The organism is Verrucomicrobiota bacterium, assembly GCA_039192515.1.
Classification (GTDB): Bacteria; Verrucomicrobiota; Verrucomicrobiia; order Methylacidiphilales; family JBCCWR01; genus JBCCWR01.
This window is the reverse complement of sequence record JBCCXA010000037.1, coordinates 1-18,204: the sequence shown is the minus strand read 5'-3', so window position 1 is coordinate 18,204 and position 18,204 is coordinate 1. Positions and strand designations below refer to the sequence as shown.

Below are 18,204 nucleotides of genomic sequence, written 5' to 3'. Positions count from 1 at the left end.
ATCTAATTTAATAGGAAAAAAATATCTAACGATACTCCAACTAAAAAGGCTAAACTTACGATTGCATTCACCTCGAAAAACGCTTTATTGATTAAGCCAATATCACCGCTTTTAGAAAGCTTGTGCTCCCAAATTAAGCCTCCCGCGCAAACCAGTAAAGCTGCCCAAAAACCCCATGATAAACCAGCCTCAAAACCGAACCATGCGAATGTTAGAATCGCTAAGGCATGCAGCACTCTTGATAGTTTTAGGGTTGCCTGAACTCCATAGCGTGAAGGAAAACTATAGAGACCTGCAGAGCGATCATATTTCTCATCCATAGTCGAATAAATCAGATCAAAACCAAAAACCCAAAGCAACACTCCGAAAGCTAAAATATATGGAGCCAGGGACCATAACTCACCATTCACCGCAGCCCACGCACCCATAGGTGCTGCACTTAAAGATAGTCCTAAAAAAAAGTGACTAAAATGAGTAAACCTTTTGGTCACTGAATAGAAAAAGATCAATGCAACAGCCACAGGTGCTAAAGCTAAGCATAAAACATTGAGATACCAGGCACCCACCACAAAGACCGCAGAGGACAACCAGACAACTATCGTAGCAGTTTGTTTTGTCACTAACTTATGACGATCAGCTGTCCGAGGGTTGCCTTTATCATAGTCCCAGTCAACTATGCGATTAAAAGCCATCGCTGACGTCCTCGCTGCTACCATGCAAATCAGTATGCCTACAATAATCCTCATAGGTGGAAAGCCCTGGCCAGCTACTAGCATCGACACAAGTGCAAAGGGCAGTGCAAAGAGTGTATGAGAGAAACGCACGAACTTGCCCAACCTTTGCAAGAGGTTGCCTCGATCCCTATCAATTACTTCTTCTACAGCTTCCATGTGTTTATTTAATTAATATCCTGAGGAGATGCTTTCTCTTTCCATCTTTTCACAAGCTCATGTTCTAAACCTAAATGGTCAAGAACCCTAGCTACTACAGTATCCACTACTTCAACAACTGTTTGAGGCCTTCCATAGAAAGAAGGAATCGCAGGAAGGATAGTTGCACCAGCTTCCATAACGGACACTACATTCCTTGCCTGAATAAGATTCCAAGGAGTCTCCCTAGGAACTAGTATTAACTTCCTCTTCTCTTTTAAAAAAACATCAGCAGCACGACAAATGGTGCTATCTGAATAGCCATAAGCGATGCGTCCTAATGTTCCCATTGAACAAGGCATGACTACCATTGCATCAAATCTAGCTGAACCACTAACAAAAGGAACCTGCATAGACTTATCACCATGTATTTTCAGGCCTTTGGGAAAATTGAACCCCCCAATTTCTTCTGTTGCCACCTCATTCGCATGTGAGCTCAAGGCAACGTGCACTTCATGAGCAGTAGGGTTTAATTCATCCAATAATCTCTTCGCATACAAAGATCCACTCGCCCCTGTAATAGCCACAACTACTTTCATTTACCCTTTAAGTATCCCAGAAAATACGAGAGAATCAACGAGACATATAGGATTATCTATCTTTTCGCTTGCAATACGTCACGAAAGTCCGATTTTAACAATGTGATAGATGAGTATTTACCAGTATTAATCCAATTAGCTTTTGCATTAGCTATTGCTGGTGGAGGTCTCATTACTTCCATGCTTATTGGTAAAGCAGGCGCTAAGCAAAAAGAAAAAGGAACCGCCTATGAATGTGGCAAAGAAGCCCAAGGAACCTCATCTCCCCGCTTCTCTGTTAAATTCTACTTGATTGCCATGATTTTTATTCTTTTCGATATCGAAGTCATATTCATGTACCCCTGGGCTTTAAGCTTTTCTGAAATGGTTCGCGATAGTTTAAATATCCTGTGGGCCATGATCGCTTTTGTTCTCATTATAGAGGTAGGTCACTGGTATGCTTATAAAAAAGGTGTCTTTGACTGGAACAAGCCTTAAGTTTTTAAACCCGTAGTCCTATCGCTCCAAAACAACTATAAGAATCCTCACAGCGCCAAAGTGAAAAGCTTATACCTCGACTGTTTCTCTGGAATTAGTGGTGATATGTTTCTAGGTGTCTTGCTTGACCTAGGTCTATCACTTGAAAAACTCCAACAACTCATTGAAGCTCTTAATCTAGAGGAAAACCCTAAATTATTAGCCAAACGCGAGACACGCTGCGCTGTTTCAGGCTACAAATTTGATATCCAATTCCCACAAGGTTCGAATACAAACAGCCATCACCATGGGCGCCACTTCAAGGACATCAAGCTTATCATTGAACAAGCTAAAATGAGTGAATCTGCAAAAAGCAAAGCCTTCAATATTTTTAAGCGCATCGGCCTAGCTGAAGCTAAAATCCATAACAAAACGATTGAAAATATTCATTTTCATGAAGTAGGCGGCATTGATTCGATTATAGATATTCTCGGCGCTGCTTGGGGAGTCGAAGAACTCGGCATCGAAAAAGTATTTGCTTCTACTCCTAATGAAGGGAAAGGAACTATACAATGCGTTCACGGTATTTTCCCTGTCCCTGCCCCTGCTACACTTGAAATACTCAAAGGAATTACCTTCCAACAAATTGATGTGCCTCACGAACTAATTACCCCTACCGGAGCAGCTATCCTTACTGAATTCTCCAGTCAGTATGGAACAATGCCTCCATTAACCATAGAAGCTATTGGCTACGGACTGGGTTCGAGAGAACTAAAAAATCGTCCAAACGCTCTGCGTGCTGTTTTAGGTCAGTCAATCTCTGATAATGAAATTTCCCGCAAAACTATAGAAGAAGATACCATCTACCAGATCACAACAAATATTGATCACTTATCTAGCGAAACATTGGGCTACCTGAGCGATCTCATCATGAAAAAAGGTGCACTTGATGTCGCACTCATTCCTATCACCATGAAGAAGTCACGTCCTGCCTACCAACTTCAGGTTTTAGTGGATATTGGCAAAGAATGTGAAATTGCCCAAACCATCTTCTTAGAAACAGGCACCCTTGGATTACGTATTGAGAAAGTAGAACGCATGAAGCTTTATAGAGAATCTGAAACCACTTTACTCGATGGCGACACCGTTCGACTTAAACTAGCTTATTTAGATGGAGAAATCATTCGAGTCGCTCCAGAATATGACGATTGCCAAAAACTTGCCCAAAAGACCGGCAAGACTTTGGCAACCATCCAACGAGAAGTCATACGCCAATGGCATTCAGCAAAGTCTATTCCTTAGAGATTTTTGTGATTTGATAACCCTTTAACAGGGCTCTCAAAAACCACCATAGACACATGATAAAGCTTACCATAGGAACCCAATCTCCAAATTTCATATAGAGCGTTTGTTCAGGTGGGGGCATCTCAACAGTCAAGTATAAGTAACCTGCATCGTGGGTGCTACCCGATACAGGATCTGCAAGCTTTTCTTCTATAAAACCATTACTTGAGATAAGACATGTAACACCGTTGTTACCTACTCTGACCATGGGACGCCTTACTTCTATAGCTCTATAAATAGCATTCCATAGATGCTGCTTCGACTCAGCCGATCTATTAAACCAGCCATCATTTGTAATGGTAACCAGAAGATCTCCACCTTGGTTTGCTTTTTTTCGAACAAGATAAGAAAAGATATCCTCAAAACATATCAGAGGAATAATGGAGATAGATTTATCCTCTAGCTCCATCGGGTTTAAATCCGTCCCCGAGGAAAAATCCTTAGGAATAGGAATGAATTTCCGCAAAAAAGGGATAAGATCTCTGCCAGGCAAAAACTCACCGAAAGGCACAAGGTGCATTTTATAGTAAAATTCTGGATCCTCATCTAACCCTTCAAATAAAACTGCCGCGTTAAAAGAATCATAACCCAGGCTAACATTGGAGCCTAATAACAGGCGGTTTGACGTCCGGGCATTGAGATCCACCATCATCTCGTGAAAAGCTCCATGGGAAATAATTTCATGTGGAACAGGTGTTTCAGGCCAAATAATTAAATCTATCTCGTCTTCCCCCTGGTATTGCATAAGACCTACTTGAGTCAATACCTCTAGTTTAGCGATAGACTCTTCTAGACTCACCCCTGCCTTCCAAGGATCTTGGGGAAGATCCGGCTGAACCGCTAAGACTGTGATCTGTTTCTTAACTTCTTCTTCTGAGAAGATTTTATCCATGCCATAAGATAAGCTGATTCCGATAAGCAAAGCGGAACAAGTAAACTCCATATGAGCACGTGTCCTTTGTTTGCGAGTGGCTTCTAAATGTAGCCTTCGAATAGTTAGGCAAATAGTCAAGCCAGCTTGGACCACCAGCCATGAAATAATCAATCCACCGCCAACTTCTGCAATTTGCGTTAAACCGACAACCTTAACTTGACTGACACCAATGTTATTCCACGGGAAACCAGTAAAGAGCCAGCCTCTTAGCCATTCTAAGCAAACCCATGCACTAGCTCCCAACCAAGCCCTTGAAATATTATAAACCGAAGTAAAATTATCCGGTATGGGGTCTAGCAAGCGACACCAAAAACAGAACCAAACCATAGGGTAAAGCGCAAGGTAAGAAGCCAAAAAGATCCATCCAACCCATGTCACTTCTGTTAACCAAAACAGACTCGTAAGATAATGTACCACCCCCATAATCGCACCAAGGCAAAACGACTCCTTTATCCCTACTTTCCGATAGGCAGACAAAAAGGCCAAAGGCAAGAGTGCTACCCATGCCAGCCAATCCTGTTCAAATGGAGGAAATGCCAAGGTCAAGCTAAGGCCAGAAAAAATGGCTAAAGCATAAGGGATAAGGCCTGTATTAGTTGTAATAGAAAACGATAAGCGCACTAAGAGTCGGTTAAAGAATATCAGGCCTTGCTTCAAACCCTTCAAGATTATCCCTCACCTCGTTTAAAAATGCAGCTGCACCACCTCCATTAATAACTCGGTGATCAATTGTTAAAGATAAATTGACAACTTCATGGCTCATCACCTCACCATCCTTTATTTCTAATTTGGGATCAGGTGTTCCCAAGAATAAAGTCGCCACTGATGGTGGAACAATAACTGGGATAGCTCGTGGTATATCGAATGCGGACATACTGGTTAATACTAAAGGTACATTTTCGCGAGCTTGATCAACTCCTTGCCTGGCAAGCTCAACCTGGCTGCGCATTCTTTTCGAAAAATCTTTTAGACCATAGGTATCAGCGTTTTCGACAACCGCAGTAACTAGGTCATCTCCAGGAAGAGAAACAGCTATTCCTAAATGAACATTCTTGTAAACTCTCAGCACTGATTGGTGGGGCAAAGAACTACGAAACGTTGGATATTTTTTTACAGCTTGGACGATGCACCATGCTGCTAAGGCAAAGCTACTTATCCCCGATGTTTCAGGATTTTGTTTGAAGCCCTTACGAGCTTCACGTACTGCGGCCCACTCCACATCCTGAAAAACTGTAGCAGGAACGGCGAGCTTGTTACCACGCACGAGCCGGTTAGCAAGCACTCTTTGTTGTGCAGTCAGCGGCAAATCATCATAGTCCTCACTAGAGTCCTTTAATTCCACTACAGGAATTTCCTTCAATTCCACTGGTACGGCAGGCTTTGTAACCCTTACCTCATCGGTATGAGTAACCTTTTCATGAGATAGGGCTGTATGAAGTTGAATATGGCCTATAACCGCTCCTATTGATATCACATCATTTTCTGAGACCTTCCATTCACCCAAAACCCCATCCTTAGGAGACTCCACATCTACTACCGCTTTATCTGTCTCTAATTGGTAAATAGGTTCGTCTTTTTTGACAAAATCTCCCACCTGCTTGAAAAACTTCAAGACAGTTGCTTCCTCTAAGCCTTCCCCTATCGTAGGAACCTTTATAGGTGAGGTATAGCTTACATCTTTATGGCTTTTACCATTTGTGGTTAGTTCCGCACCTAACCTGGTCTTAGATCTCTCAGCATTAGAATCGCCCCCCATAAGCTCGGATATAGCCGAGGTGATTTGGTCTATTGATGGAAGCACACCATACTCATAGATAGGATTGTATCCAATATGCACATCTTCTCTAGAAAGTAATTTAGGAGGAGCAATCAAACGCTCCCATAAATGAGCATTTTCAGAAATTTCACAGATGATCAACTGCCCCATGCTGCAGGAACGACTATCTTCTTGCACAACAAGTAGCCTTCCAGTGCCTTTCACCGAATTCATAACCGCTTCCTTATCCCAAGGCACAATAGAACGAAGATCTATAATCTCTACGGAAACAGCACCTTGTAACTTTTCAACCGCTTCTTCGACTTTTTCAATGCAATTTCCCCAAGTTACCACTGTCACTTCATCTCCCTCTTGCAAAATCTTACATTTACCCAATGGAATTGTCCTTACAGGCTTAGACTCGAACTTGCGACGGAGTAAATGCTTTGGCAATAGCACTAAGGTTGGATCGGAACTGTTGAGCGCGCTTTGCATAAGCCCCGCAGCATCCTCAGGAGTGCTCGGAACAACTATTTCAAGGCCCGGGATATGTGCAAAACTTCCTTCATTTGACTGACTATGCCATGGTCCTCCAGCCGGCAAATAGGCACCATAGGGAGCATAGATAACTGCCGGGCAGACCCATTCACCAAAAGTTCGCCACCTCAGCATAGAAAGATTGGTAACCAATTGGTTCCATGCAGGACCTACAAAATCGATGAACTGTAGCTCAAATACAGGCCGCATTCCGTATGAGGCCAAACCACTCGCCATTCCCATAATAGTTGCTTCTGCCAGAGGTGAATTGAAAACCCGGTCCGAGAACTTCCCTGAAAGGCCTTCCGTAAGTTTAAAAACTCCACCCATAGGTTCCTCAATATCTTCGCCAAAGAAAACAACCTTTCTATCCCCTTCGAGCGCTTTTTGAAAAACGCGGTTTATGGTGTCGATCATCCGCCATGAATCATCTTCAGGTTCGAAAAGATCTTCTTCCACTTCACTTGGTCTCGCTCGAATCTGCTCAAAACTTTCGTTTGGTCGAGGATCCTTGGAACGTTCTGCCTCCCAGTAATCTTGTTCCACTTTAGATGCTAATTCTCGCTTGAAATCATCCCACTCCTCTTTCGCCAATTCGCTTTCTTCCATTAGCTCTAAAGCAAGCGCTTCCATAGGATCCAACTGATCCATCTTCACTATATCATCGGCGCTGCGGTAGAGTCGGTGGTCATCACTACTCGAATGACTGCTAATGCGATCCAGATCACACCAAAGAAGTGTAGGCCCACTACCCTCTCTTGCTTTTTCTAGAGCCTCCTGCGAGACTTTGTAGACTTCCTCTACTTTCCTGGCATTTACTCTTATAAAAAAGTCCTTTGAAAACATCCCTTTTCGCAAAGGATTTGAGTCCCCAGTAAAAGTGCTGATGCCATATTGATTGTCTTCTACGACGAAAACTACCGGTAAAGCAAGCTCATACGCAATAGCAAGAGCTTCGTAAAACTCTCCCTGGCGCATACCAGAATCACCAACGCAAGCTAGGACAGCATCATCAGTCCCCTGTAGCTTCATGCCCCATGCCGTTCCACACGCAGGCAGTAAATTTGCGCCCGTAGGAGATGGCATACTCCATATATTTAACAAGCGATCACTAAAATGTGAGGGCAACTGACGGCCTCCACTTGAGGAATCTCGTTTACCAAAAAAACCTCTCGCCAACTCTAAAACCGAGAGTCCACGCTGCATCACTAAAGCCCTATCTCGATAATGTGGGAACAAAAAATCAGTGGGTGTTAGGCTCAAAGCAAGCGCTGCTAGTGCTTCGTGTCCCATGCTACCAATATGAAACCACCCTTTTCCCTGTCGCAGTAGAATACCCTCCCTGCGATCACTCTCTCTGCTCATTACCATTGTCTGTAATAAAAGCTTCTTCTGGCTCGTTTCTAAACTGCTTGCTATCATGCTCATTTTCTAACCAATCGCCTTACCCAAAGATGCTTCTTGCATTTCTATAAGAAAACGCTACCAGCATATATAGGATAGGTAGCCGAATTTATTCACAAACTTTGAAGTTTTGATATATTCGGGAATATAATGGACTTAAGCAATATTAACTTACTAAATTTTTCTTTATATACTGGTAAATTACCAAGTATGTCAAAGAAAGTAATTGATTTATACAAATCATGTGTAATTTAGGTTGCTACATGAGAAATACTAATTAATCTTCTTGGAAAACACTATATGTCACAGTCACCCGCTAATTTGTTAACAGTTAAGGAAACCGCAGAATATCTGCGTATTCCGGTTCCCACAGTCTATTACCTTGTTCAACGAGGTCAGTTGCCAGCAATCCAAATAGGAGGTAGATGGAGGATCAAAAAAGATCCCCTTGACAAAGAAATTCTTAAGCTTGAAGACGCCGGAGCAGAGCCCGACGCTAGTCAAAGTCTCGCTGCTAAGACTGGCGAGAAAAAGATATTAATTGTCGATGACCAGCAAAATGTATCTGACCTATTGACAATGACTTTCTCTAATCAAGGGTACACACCCGATACTGCTGCTTCAGGGACGGAGGCTCTCAATAAATTGCAGTCTAACGAATACGACCTTGTCTTCCTGGACCTGAACCTACCAGATATGGCTGGCGAAGACATCTTTGAGAAGGCTATAGAGATCAATCCTAAAATCCACGTCGTTATAATGACAGGTTTCTCTACCGTAGAAAGCTTGGAGAGAATCCTGGGTTGTGGGCCCGTTACAGTTCTGCAAAAGCCCTTCAAATTAGAAAAGCTTCTACATGTTACAGAAGTCCTACTCGGTAAATCTGAAACTGCGGAAGAGAAATAGGGTACTAGAGCACTTACTTCATTTTGAAAGAGAGAAAGGCTCCTACCCTAACGGATGGAGCACTGATCTTATCTCAGCTTCTAAAGAACACAAGCTACTCGATCAAGGAACTCGAGCTCAAAACGGGACTCGATCAAAGTGCTGTTCATGAAGAAATAGCGGCACTAAGAGAAATAGGTTTTGATATCCAACATCATCCGCACCGCGGATATTACATAAATAAGCTATCTGATGTCATCACTAGGGATGAGCTCCAAGCCAGACTCCCGTATCATACCTTTACTAATCGAGTTCAGATTTTCAGAACACTAGATTCGACAAATCAGTTTCTTCTAAGAGAAGCTAATAGAAGCAGCCCTCCTCTCAGACATGGAACCACTGTCATAGCCGAGGCACAAACCCAAGGACGTGGAAGACTAAAAAGATCCTGGGAGTCTGCTGCAAATTTGGGACTCTGGGCATCTTTTCTTTTCCGTCCTGACGAATTCCACTGGACCTTTGAATTCTATCATCGGCTTACACTCATTGCAGCTGTCGCGTTACAGAGATCTATTCAAAAATCTACGAACATTAGTACAAACATTAAGTGGCCAAATGATTTATTATGGAACGATTGTAAAGTTGCTGGCATTCTCACCGAAACATCTTATCAAGCTAACGCCTCCGCGTTTTTGGTTTTAGGGATAGGATGTAACATAAACCATACTAAAGAAGACTTCCCTTTAGAGCTAAGAGGCCAAGCTACTTCTTTGCGCTTAGCAAACGACAACAAGCCCATCCGTCGAGTCGAACTCCTCACTCAACTCATGAAAGAATTAGAAAACTGTTTTCTCCAACCTTGGCCTAAAACACTGGAAACATGGCGCAGTTACTGTAGGAGCATTGGTCAACGACTTACCATCAAACACCAAAACGAAGAACTCCATGGGCAAATGCTCGATATTAACGATGATGGCCACCTTATTCTTAGAACCGACAATGGCAAAATTGTTACCATCAACTCCGGTGATGTCACCACTCACACCTCAAGTTTATGAAGCATAGATTTAAGAAGTTGGCACTTTGTAATATTCTCTGAGGCGATTTAGTTCCTTTTTCATCCTGCTAACATCTGCTGCATACTCAGGATTAGCATATTCACTATTCAACTCATGGGGGTCCTTTTCCAAATCATAGAATTCCCACTCCCCTATTTTATCAAAATGAATGAGCTTAAATCGCTCTCCTCTCACTCCATAATGGGGTTGGACATGGTGCACTGTGTTAACATCCTGATGGTAGTGATAATAAATACTTTCGCGCCAATCCTGGGGTGACTGCCCTTCCAATAAAGGCAATAAACTCTTCCCCTGCATATCTCCAGGCGCCTCCACACCTGCAACTTCTAACAAAGTCTGAGCCATATCGAGGTTTTGCACCATTTGGGTTATTTCCCTTCCTGAAAAAGTTTGATTAGGCACACAAGCTAGTAAAGGCGTTCTTAGCGACTCCTCATACATAAAGCGCTTGTCGAACCAACCGTGCTCCCCCAAATAAAAAGACTGGTCCGAGGAATAAAAAACCACAGTACTCTCCGCCAAACCTGACTGCTCTAAATAATCGAGGACACGTCCTACATTTTCATCTACTGCTCGAATACACCGAAGATAATCTTTTACATAGCGTTGGTACTTCCACCTAACTAAATCTTTCCCCTCAAGCTTGGCCTCTATCATTTTTTTATTCTTTGGGCCATAGGCATCCCACCAAGATTTATACTGGTCTTTAGTCATACGCTCCATACGTATAATCGTTTCCTCATAAGTCCAATGCATTTTATCACTGAACTCTAGGACATCATTAATCTTAAGGTCTCCAGGATGCATAGTTTTCGCAATAGTCATGTCCTGTTCTTTGGCTGCTCTGCCCCTTCCTTCATAATTATCAAAGAGTGTCGGTGGTTCAGGGAAAGTCACATCATCGAATAACTTGAGATGCCGTATAGCAGGGGCCCACTCGCGATGAGGTGCTTTATGCTGCAACATGAGCATAAAAGGCTTCTCTTTGTCTCTTCCTTTTATCCAGTTGATTCCCTTATCCGTAATCAAGTCTGTAACATAGCCCTCTTCACGGTGCTCACCCTTCTCGGTAATAAAATCCGGATTATAGTAGTAGCCCTGCCCTGGCAGAACCTCCCAGTGATCAAAACCTTGTGGAATACTATCTAAATGCCATTTTCCAATAAGCGCCGTTTGATAGCCTGCTTTTCGCAGCAGCTTAGGAAAAGTCTGCTGGTTGCCATCAAAATTTTGCCCATTAGCCGTAAATCCATTGATATGACTATGTTTCCCAGTCAAGACCACTGCTCTAGCAGGACCACAGATAGAATTGGTAACAAAGCTGTTTCTAAACAAGACTCCCTTCTGAGCAATTAGGTCAATATTCGGTGTCGGAGCAAGTTCGGTCAAATGACTACCATATGCACTGATGGCATTATGTGAGTGGTCGTCCGAGTATAACCAAAGAATGTTCAATGGCTTTTCCCCATAAGCGGGTAAGCAGTAGGCCGAAACTAAAATAACTACTAAACGAAAAAAACCAGCAAAACTCCTAAGACACATAATACCCGAATATACCTAACTAAACCCATACCTAAAGCATTAATCTTTCTTCTTCCAGAACAGACTGGGAACTTCTAGCTTAGAAAATCTCATGAATCAATATCTCCTCATTGATAATAGTAACACTTGGACAAAATATTGTTTCGCATCACCAGCAAAGCTATCTGGGATCCATCGAATCGAAACTGCCAAGCTCGCCCATAGCTTCTTGAAAAATTTAAAACGGAAGAACCCGAAAGCTTCAGTCATTGTATCTAGTGTGGTTCCCGATAAAGCCAAACTAATAGAACAGATATGGAAGCCCTACCAATACAGATTTGTCTCACACCGTATCCCTCTAGGTATTAAGATCCAATACCCAAATCCCTCTACCATTGGAGGTGATCGCTTAGCTAATGCAGTTTCTGTCATCCATGATTATAAGCTTCCCGCTGTGGTCATAGATTTTGGAACCGCTGTCACCTTTGACATCATTTCTAAAGATAAAGCGTACCTTGGAGGTATTATTGCTCCAGGCCTTAACGCCATGACAAATTATCTGCATGAAAAAACAGCCTTGCTTCCTAAGCTAACTCTGAAAGCACCTAAACAGATAGTCGGTAAAAGCACTGTTGAAGCTATGAGAGTGGGAACTTTTGTCGGTTACAGAGGGCTGATTAAAGAAATTCTTAAGGAAATCAAAAAAGAACTCCGGAGCAATACATTCTCTGTCATCGCCACTGGGGGGCAAGCAGAAGCTTTAGCCCAACAAATCACTCAAATTCAAAAGGTCGATCCTGCTCTTACCTTAAATGGCCTTCGCTACATTGCAAATCTCAACCTTACCTCATAAATTCTTAATTGCTCCTCCCCTAATCACCACCTATTATCTTACACGATTTAAACAAATCGAAATGAATCGCATAGACCAACTCTTTAAAGACCTGCAAGAACGGAAACGAAAGGCTTTCGTTTCATACCTAGTAGCTGGGGATCCTCATCTTGATAAGACCCCCGAGTTAGTGGATACCCTTGAAAAATCGGGTAGCGACCTCATTGAGCTGGGTGTTCCTTTCTCCGACCCATTAGCAGATGGTATTGTCAATCAACTTGGCAGCCAGCGTGCCCTGGATAGCGGTACAACCCTTGAAGGAATCTTTCAAGCAGTCCAAACCATTCGCCAAAAGAGTGAAATCCCTATTGTCCTCTTTACCTATTACAATCCTATCTACCATTACGGCTTGCAGAAATTTATTGCTAAGGCTGAGAAAGCTGGTGTAGATGGGGCGCTTATCCTTGATTTTCCTCCAGAAGAAGCAAAGAGTGAATGGCCCGAAAGTACTTCACTCAAGCGTATTAGTTTGATTGCTCCAACAACACCCCCAAACCGCATTGCTAAAATCACAAGCTCCAGTAGCGGTTTCATCTACTACGTCTCTCGGGAAGGCGTCACCGGTATGCAAGACAGTCTGCCCAAAAATATTACCGAACAGATACAGGAAATACGCAAAACAACCAAACTTCCTATCTGCGTCGGCTTTGGAATCTCCACTCCCGAACAAGCCCAAGTCGTAGCGCAAGCCGCTGAAGGCGTTGTCGTAGGAAGTGCTATCGTTAACAAAATCGCTAAAAACCTAACTAATCAAAACCTGCTTCAAGAAGTTGAAAATTTTGTCACGCCTTTGACCCAAGCAACCCACCAAAACTGTTGATATCCCATGAGCAGATACCTCGCATTAGATCATGGAGACAAGCGTATTGGTGTCGCAATCACTGATGAACTGCTTATGCTTGCCTCTCCTTTAGATTTGATTGCGAACGATTCCTTCAACAAAGTCACTGCTGAAATCAAAAAACTTGTCACTGAATATGAAATCAGTCTCATTATTATTGGAATACCACGCAATATGGATGGTTCCTACGGACCAGCCGCCGCCAAAGTCCATGACTTTGCTGCTAGACTCAAAGAACGAATTATTGTCCCTATCGAAACGATAGATGAACGCCTCACCACTGTAGAAGCTAGCCGCCGATTGCACGAAGCAGGTAAAGATAGCCGTAAACAAAAAAAGAAAATCGACTCTGCTTCAGCTCAGATCATTTTACAAAGCTATCTTGATACCCATCAGCAAGATCCATTTAACTTATAAAGTGAATGCAACACCCAAAATCCGTAACCATAAAATTACCATTGCCTACGATGGAAGTGCTTTTCAAGGCTGGCAACGACAAAGCTCTGCACCTACCGTCCAACTTGCCATAGAAAATGCCATCAAGCAATGCTGGCCCGGCGAGAAGATCGTCTTACATGGATCCGGTAGGACTGACACTGGCGTGCATGCCAGTGGGCAAGTTGCCTCTTTTAAAGCTCCCACTAAATTTGACCTCCTCACATGCTTGAGGGCTCTTAACAACAATCTCCCGCAAGCCGTTCGCATCCTAAAAATTCGTTACGTCCCTAATTCCTTTCATGCTCGATTTAGTGCCATTGGCAAAGAGTATCTGTACAAAATTTATAACCACGAAATCATGCCTCCTCTTGAAATCAACCGCTACCTCCATTTACCTCGTTTACTTGATGTAAATGCCATGGAAATGGGAGCATCCTATCTTATAGGAACTCATGACTTTGCCTCCTACACAAGTAATCCTGGCTATAAAAGAGAGAGTACCGTTCGTACCATAGAGACAATCAAATTTTCTAAAGTAGGGCCTCGGATCCATATTACCTTCCAGGGAAATGGTTTTCTCTACCGAATGGTGAGAAACCTAGTAGGAGCTTTTGTCAAAGTGGGCCACGGCCGCTTAGACCCCGTTGAGATCAAAAAAATCCTAGAAAACAAAAAAAGAACCAAAGCCCCTGCAACAGCTTTACCCCATGGCCTATACCTCCACAAAGTCTTCTACTAAATCTTAAATCTGGCCAGTTTTCTATTGACATCTAGCCATAAATAATTATCTTAATGTTTAATGGAAGTCGGTATATTTAAAGCAAAATCAAATTTATCTAAGTTAGTTGAAGCTGCTCTTGCTGGAGAATTAGTAACCCTTACCCATCATGGCAAGCCTGTTGCCAATATTGTTCCAATAGAAAAACCTTCCTATAAGAAACACTTAGAGGAACATCCTGCCTTTGGTATGCTTCAAGAAGAACAAAAAACGGTTCCTCAAATCATGCAAGAGCTTAGAAAACCAAGATTCTAATCAGAATTAAGGTAAATAGCTACATGACCCTCTTCGACACCGATATTCTCATCTATTTTCAAAAAGGATATAAGCAGGCCGCCAAAATTATAGCATCCACCAATAAACCTGCATTAAGTCAATTTAGTGTACTTGAATTACTTCAGGGCTCTCAAAATGCAGAACAACTACGCCTTAATAAACGTCTCATTTCAGATATTAATTTCACCATCATGCCCTTAACTCAGAAGGTCGGTGATAGAGCTTCAGTTCTAATAGAAGATTTTAAACTTTCTCATAATCTTCTAGCTGGCGACGCCATCATAGCAGCCACAGCCCTAGAGTCAGGTTCTGAACTTTGCACAGGAAACTTTAAACATTTCAAATTTATCCCTAATATTAAAATCAAAAAATTTACGACAAAGAAATAAGGCTTAATTTCATAATTAAATACAAAGCACGATTAGCCTAAGCACCGCAAATCGCTAAACCATGAACATACCTCTTTTAGATGTTAATGCTCAAAACCTTCCTCTAGAAAGAGAGTTGAAAGAAGCCTTTGATCGAGTTCTCCAATCAGGCAAATTTATCATGGGTCCGGATGTTCAGGCTTTTGAACAAGAAGTCGCTGAAATGCTCGGAGTACCACATGCCATTGGTGTTTCTTCAGGAACAGATGCACTGCTACTCTCCCTAATGACACTAGGCATTGGACCTGGAGACGAGGTCATCTGCCCGACACTAACCTTTTTTAGTACCGCTGGCTGTATTTCTCGTGTGGGTGCAACCCCCATCTTTGTTGATGTATGCCCCGCTTGCTTTAACCTTAGGCCCGATGATGTAAGAACCAAAATCACCTCTAAAACAAAGGCCATCATCCCAGTTCACTTATTTGGCCAATCTGCAGCTATGGATGAAATTTTGACCATTGCAAAAGAACATAAACTAGATGTAATTGAAGACGTGGCTCAGGCTATTGGAGCCAAGTATAGAGACCATTACTGTGGTACCTTTGGAGATTTTGGAACCTATAGCTTTTTCCCTTCTAAGAACCTGGGTGGGCTTGGGGATGGAGGTATAGTAGTGACCAGTGACTCAGAGCTAGCATCCAAAGCCAGAATACTCCGTAACCATGGATCAAACCCCAAATACTATCATGCCGCTATTGGAGGCAACTTTAGGCTAGATACACTACAAGCAGCACTATTGAGGGTTAAGCTTAAGTATTTGAAGCAGTATACTCATCAGCGAAAACAGAATGCTAGATACTACACTGAAAAGCTAAGCTCTTTGCCTTCCATTACTTCTTCGTCTTTGCAGTCCTGTCCGCCTATAAGTGCTACTGACACCCCTAATGATCATACCACCCTCATATTACCGAAACAAATGCCCCATTGCGAACACGTATGGAATCAATACACTATACGAATACTTGGCAATGGTAATAGAGATGAACTCAAAACACTACTGAATGACAATAACATCGGTTGCGAAATTTATTACCCCCTTTGTTTACATCAACAAGAATGTTTCAAAGACATTGTTACATCTGAAGTACATAGCCATTCAGAGCAACTTGCTAATCAAGTCCTAAGTCTGCCTATATATCCTGAATTAAAAGCAGACATGCAAGATAGAATCATAGAGCTAGTAAAAGAGTGGATCTCTAAAAAATATCAAATCTGACTTACTGAATGCTAAATATTACCCTCTACCAACCGGAGATTCCTCCGAATACAGGAAACATTGCACGTCTCTGTGCTGCCTTTAATCTTCATCTACACCTTATTCATCCACTAGGCTTCAAAGTCGATGAAAAGGCAATCAAGCGATCAGGCATGGATTACTGGCATATGGTGCAAATAACGGAATGGTCCAGTTGGGATGAATATGAAAAACACCTATTGGATAACAACAAGAACTTTTATCTATTTACTACAAAAACGAAGAAGTCTTATTACCATGCTAAGTTTCAAAAAGACGACACCCTGATTTTTGGCCGAGAAACCAAAGGCCTACCAGAATCACTTCTAGCTAAATATCAAGAAAAATGCCTCACCATACCCATGCCGAATCCTGAAGCTCGCAGCTTAAATCTCGCAACCTGTGTTGCCATGGTTGCAAGTGGAGGTATTAAACAATTAGCATAAATTACGACCCTTTATTTACTTAATCTATCAAACCCATCTCTCTAACTCTCTCGATCTCTTCAGGATCCGTTAAAGGAATACCAAATTTTTTGAATTCTTCTGCACCAATATAAGTCACCGTTTCATCTTCTAGTCCTAATTTTTCTTTTAGATCAGTATTATTAGATCTAAAAAAAATTGGCCTATTTCTGAAAAACGGATCATTACGGACCATATCTAGGACGTAGTAACCTTCTAAAAATTTAATACCAACATAATCGACATCGAGTGTAGAAATATGATCGAATAGCCTTGCATATGGAGTTACGAAGCTTGATGACTGATAACATCTTAATGGCAATTGTATTAATAAAGCAAATAGAGTAAATACGCATACAAATCTTTTTAATAAATTATGACAAAGAAATTCTTTAAGGAGTTGGTATCCATACCCTGCTAATAGAACCATATGCCCCAAAATACAATGACTATATCTCGATCCCCATCCATGGCCTCCAGTGCCTGGAAATAAAAGATAAAAAAAGAAACTCACAATAAAACTAAGTGCTATTAACCTTATGCTGAATGGCATATTCTTATACCTATTCAATGCATAAATGCATAATAAACCTGCTACAATATTCGACCAATTAATTAGTAAAAAAACATTCATCAAGCGAACTATAATTGAGATGGCACTAGGCAGCCCTAAGCTCTGATTCATAATTTCATTAGGATCAGAATTCCTTACATGAGTTAAGAAGCTGTACCAAATGTAGCATGCTAGAAGATAGATAATTACAATATACGCTGTTTCCCACCATTTCTTCTTAAAAGGAACTAATAATAAACAAGGGATTGCCATATGAGCGTGAATGTGAGGTTGATGCATCCCGATAGCTAAAGCCCCTACCCAAGGAAGCAATAGAGTAGCCCAAGTTTTATTTTTCAAAAAAAGCCAGAGCCATATTAGATTAATTGCTAAATGACCATTCATCGTATAATAAGTCATACCTGTTATTAAAAACTGAGATGAAGATCCTAGAAATATTACACAAATCCAAGGCAATTCTTTGTCTTGCGGCCAAAGGATTTTGGCAATATGCCATACCATAACCAGGCTAACGCAATTCATGATGGCACCTAACAAAAACTCTAAATTAGCTGTTGAAAGCACTGCGTAAAAAAAAGCATAAACAGGAAGGTATTGCGAAGTCCATCCTGTAGAACTCTCATTGTAATATTGATAGGACAGGAAAAATATATTATGGGTGGGAACTAAATTGGTAGGTAATATCCCGCCTATTTTGAATTGTCTATAACAGTCTGCTTGAAATTTTATTAAAGCTTCATCAGCTGATAGTGGAAAATCCTTCATAACTATAAAATTACCAATCACAGTGACAAGAAATATAGCCAAGGGAACCATGAATTTAGTGATTCTCGAGGTATCGTGAAAAATAGAATACCTATCGTTAGAAAACGAGAACTTAGAATTGAACTTTTTC

The 18,204-nt window shown here is 41.7% G+C and carries 18 protein-coding genes; 12 read left to right on the top strand and 6 right to left on the bottom strand.

Going from position 1 to position 18,204, the window contains the following annotated elements:
- Positions 1 to 2 precede the first annotated feature (2 nt).
- Complete coding sequence (locus tag AAGA18_13425) at positions 3 to 890, bottom strand: UbiA-like polyprenyltransferase (protein MEM9446339.1); 888 nt, start codon at positions 888 to 890, stop codon at positions 3 to 5.
- 8 nt (positions 891 to 898) lie between these two features.
- On the bottom strand, positions 899 to 1,468 hold the full coding sequence (locus AAGA18_13420) for a UbiX family flavin prenyltransferase (protein ID MEM9446338.1): 570 nt from the start codon (positions 1,466 to 1,468) through the stop codon (positions 899 to 901).
- A 102-nt stretch (positions 1,469 to 1,570) separates the two neighbouring features.
- Here AAGA18_13420 and AAGA18_13415 point away from each other — a divergent pair, with 102 nt between their 5' ends.
- Both AAGA18_13415 and larC read left to right on the top strand, forming a co-directional pair.
- A complete protein-coding gene (locus AAGA18_13415) occupies positions 1,571 to 1,945 on the top strand; it encodes an NADH-quinone oxidoreductase subunit A (GenBank protein MEM9446337.1) in 375 nt (124 codons plus the stop codon).
- Between the two features lie 60 nt (positions 1,946 to 2,005).
- Positions 2,006 to 3,226, top strand: a complete 1,221-nt coding sequence (gene larC / locus AAGA18_13410) for a nickel pincer cofactor biosynthesis protein LarC (GenBank protein ID MEM9446336.1) — start codon at positions 2,006 to 2,008, stop codon at positions 3,224 to 3,226.
- Here the strand turns inward: larC and lnt are convergent.
- Entirely contained in the window at positions 3,216 to 4,868 is a 1,653-nt protein-coding gene (gene lnt, locus AAGA18_13405) for an apolipoprotein N-acyltransferase (GenBank protein MEM9446335.1), read from the bottom strand. The genes larC and lnt overlap by 11 nt on opposite strands.
- Positions 4,834 to 7,917: a thiamine pyrophosphate-dependent enzyme gene (locus tag AAGA18_13400; GenBank protein ID MEM9446334.1), complete on the bottom strand. Its 3,084-nt coding sequence runs from the start codon at positions 7,915 to 7,917 to the stop codon at positions 4,834 to 4,836. Before AAGA18_13400 ends, lnt begins: the two co-directional genes overlap by 35 nt.
- A gap of 282 nt (positions 7,918 to 8,199) precedes the next feature.
- Between AAGA18_13400 and AAGA18_13395 the strand changes: the two genes are divergently transcribed.
- Positions 8,200 to 8,805, top strand: coding sequence for a response regulator (locus AAGA18_13395; GenBank protein ID MEM9446333.1), 606 nt, complete (start codon positions 8,200 to 8,202; stop codon positions 8,803 to 8,805).
- A gap of 23 nt (positions 8,806 to 8,828) precedes the next feature.
- Positions 8,829 to 9,842 carry a biotin--[acetyl-CoA-carboxylase] ligase gene (locus tag AAGA18_13390; protein MEM9446332.1) on the top strand — a complete coding sequence of 338 codons (1,014 nt, stop codon included), beginning with the start codon at positions 8,829 to 8,831 and terminating at the stop codon, positions 9,840 to 9,842.
- Positions 9,843 to 9,851: 9 nt separating this feature from the next.
- Here AAGA18_13390 and AAGA18_13385 read toward each other — a convergent pair whose 3' ends face one another.
- Complete coding sequence (locus tag AAGA18_13385) at positions 9,852 to 11,405, bottom strand: sulfatase (GenBank protein MEM9446331.1); 1,554 nt, start codon at positions 11,403 to 11,405, stop codon at positions 9,852 to 9,854.
- A gap of 91 nt (positions 11,406 to 11,496) precedes the next feature.
- Between AAGA18_13385 and AAGA18_13380 the strand changes: the two genes are divergently transcribed.
- The 8 genes from AAGA18_13380 (at position 11,497) to AAGA18_13345 (ending at position 16,717) form a co-directional block, all read left to right on the top strand.
- Positions 11,497 to 12,237, top strand: coding sequence for a type III pantothenate kinase (locus AAGA18_13380; protein MEM9446330.1), 741 nt, complete (start codon positions 11,497 to 11,499; stop codon positions 12,235 to 12,237).
- 61 nt (positions 12,238 to 12,298) lie between these two features.
- A complete protein-coding gene (gene trpA / locus AAGA18_13375) occupies positions 12,299 to 13,096 on the top strand; it encodes a tryptophan synthase subunit alpha (GenBank protein MEM9446329.1) in 798 nt (265 codons plus the stop codon).
- Positions 13,097 to 13,102: 6 nt separating this feature from the next.
- Positions 13,103 to 13,534, top strand: coding sequence for a Holliday junction resolvase RuvX (gene ruvX, locus AAGA18_13370; protein ID MEM9446328.1), 432 nt, complete (start codon positions 13,103 to 13,105; stop codon positions 13,532 to 13,534).
- Between the two features lies 1 nt (position 13,535).
- Complete coding sequence (truA, locus tag AAGA18_13365) at positions 13,536 to 14,294, top strand: tRNA pseudouridine(38-40) synthase TruA (protein ID MEM9446327.1); 759 nt, start codon at positions 13,536 to 13,538, stop codon at positions 14,292 to 14,294.
- Between the two features lie 60 nt (positions 14,295 to 14,354).
- On the top strand, positions 14,355 to 14,588 hold the full coding sequence (locus tag AAGA18_13360; protein ID MEM9446326.1) for a type II toxin-antitoxin system prevent-host-death family antitoxin: 234 nt from the start codon (positions 14,355 to 14,357) through the stop codon (positions 14,586 to 14,588).
- Positions 14,589 to 14,611: 23 nt separating this feature from the next.
- Positions 14,612 to 14,998, top strand: a complete 387-nt coding sequence (locus AAGA18_13355) for a PIN domain-containing protein (GenBank protein ID MEM9446325.1) — start codon at positions 14,612 to 14,614, stop codon at positions 14,996 to 14,998.
- 61 nt (positions 14,999 to 15,059) lie between these two features.
- Positions 15,060 to 16,253: a DegT/DnrJ/EryC1/StrS family aminotransferase gene (locus tag AAGA18_13350; GenBank protein ID MEM9446324.1), complete on the top strand. Its 1,194-nt coding sequence runs from the start codon at positions 15,060 to 15,062 to the stop codon at positions 16,251 to 16,253.
- An 8-nt stretch (positions 16,254 to 16,261) separates the two neighbouring features.
- On the top strand, positions 16,262 to 16,717 hold the full coding sequence (locus AAGA18_13345) for a tRNA (cytidine(34)-2'-O)-methyltransferase (GenBank protein ID MEM9446323.1): 456 nt from the start codon (positions 16,262 to 16,264) through the stop codon (positions 16,715 to 16,717).
- A 19-nt stretch (positions 16,718 to 16,736) separates the two neighbouring features.
- On the opposite strand, the gene AAGA18_13340 is transcribed toward AAGA18_13345, so the two are convergent.
- Positions 16,737 to 18,204: hypothetical protein (locus AAGA18_13340; GenBank protein MEM9446322.1), on the bottom strand; the 1,468-nt coding region annotated here is incomplete at its 5' end.

Coding starts and splice junctions, on each gene's coding strand:
- AAGA18_13425 (MEM9446339.1), bottom strand. CDS start 890: ATGGAAGCTGTAGAAGAAGTAATTGATAGGGATCGAGGCAACCTCTTG.
- AAGA18_13420 (MEM9446338.1), bottom strand. CDS start 1,468: ATGAAAGTAGTTGTGGCTATTACAGGGGCGAGTGGATCTTTGTATGCG.
- AAGA18_13400 (MEM9446334.1), bottom strand. CDS start 7,917: ATGATAGCAAGCAGTTTAGAAACGAGCCAGAAGAAGCTTTTATTACAG.
- AAGA18_13395 (MEM9446333.1), top strand. CDS start 8,200: ATGTCACAGTCACCCGCTAATTTGTTAACAGTTAAGGAAACCGCAGAA.
- AAGA18_13385 (MEM9446331.1), bottom strand. CDS start 11,405: ATGTGTCTTAGGAGTTTTGCTGGTTTTTTTCGTTTAGTAGTTATTTTA.
- AAGA18_13380 (MEM9446330.1), top strand. CDS start 11,497: ATGAATCAATATCTCCTCATTGATAATAGTAACACTTGGACAAAATAT.
- trpA (MEM9446329.1), top strand. CDS start 12,299: ATGAATCGCATAGACCAACTCTTTAAAGACCTGCAAGAACGGAAACGA.
- ruvX (MEM9446328.1), top strand. CDS start 13,103: ATGAGCAGATACCTCGCATTAGATCATGGAGACAAGCGTATTGGTGTC.
- AAGA18_13360 (MEM9446326.1), top strand. CDS start 14,355: ATGGAAGTCGGTATATTTAAAGCAAAATCAAATTTATCTAAGTTAGTT.
- AAGA18_13355 (MEM9446325.1), top strand. CDS start 14,612: ATGACCCTCTTCGACACCGATATTCTCATCTATTTTCAAAAAGGATAT.
- AAGA18_13350 (MEM9446324.1), top strand. CDS start 15,060: ATGAACATACCTCTTTTAGATGTTAATGCTCAAAACCTTCCTCTAGAA.
- AAGA18_13345 (MEM9446323.1), top strand. CDS start 16,262: ATGCTAAATATTACCCTCTACCAACCGGAGATTCCTCCGAATACAGGA.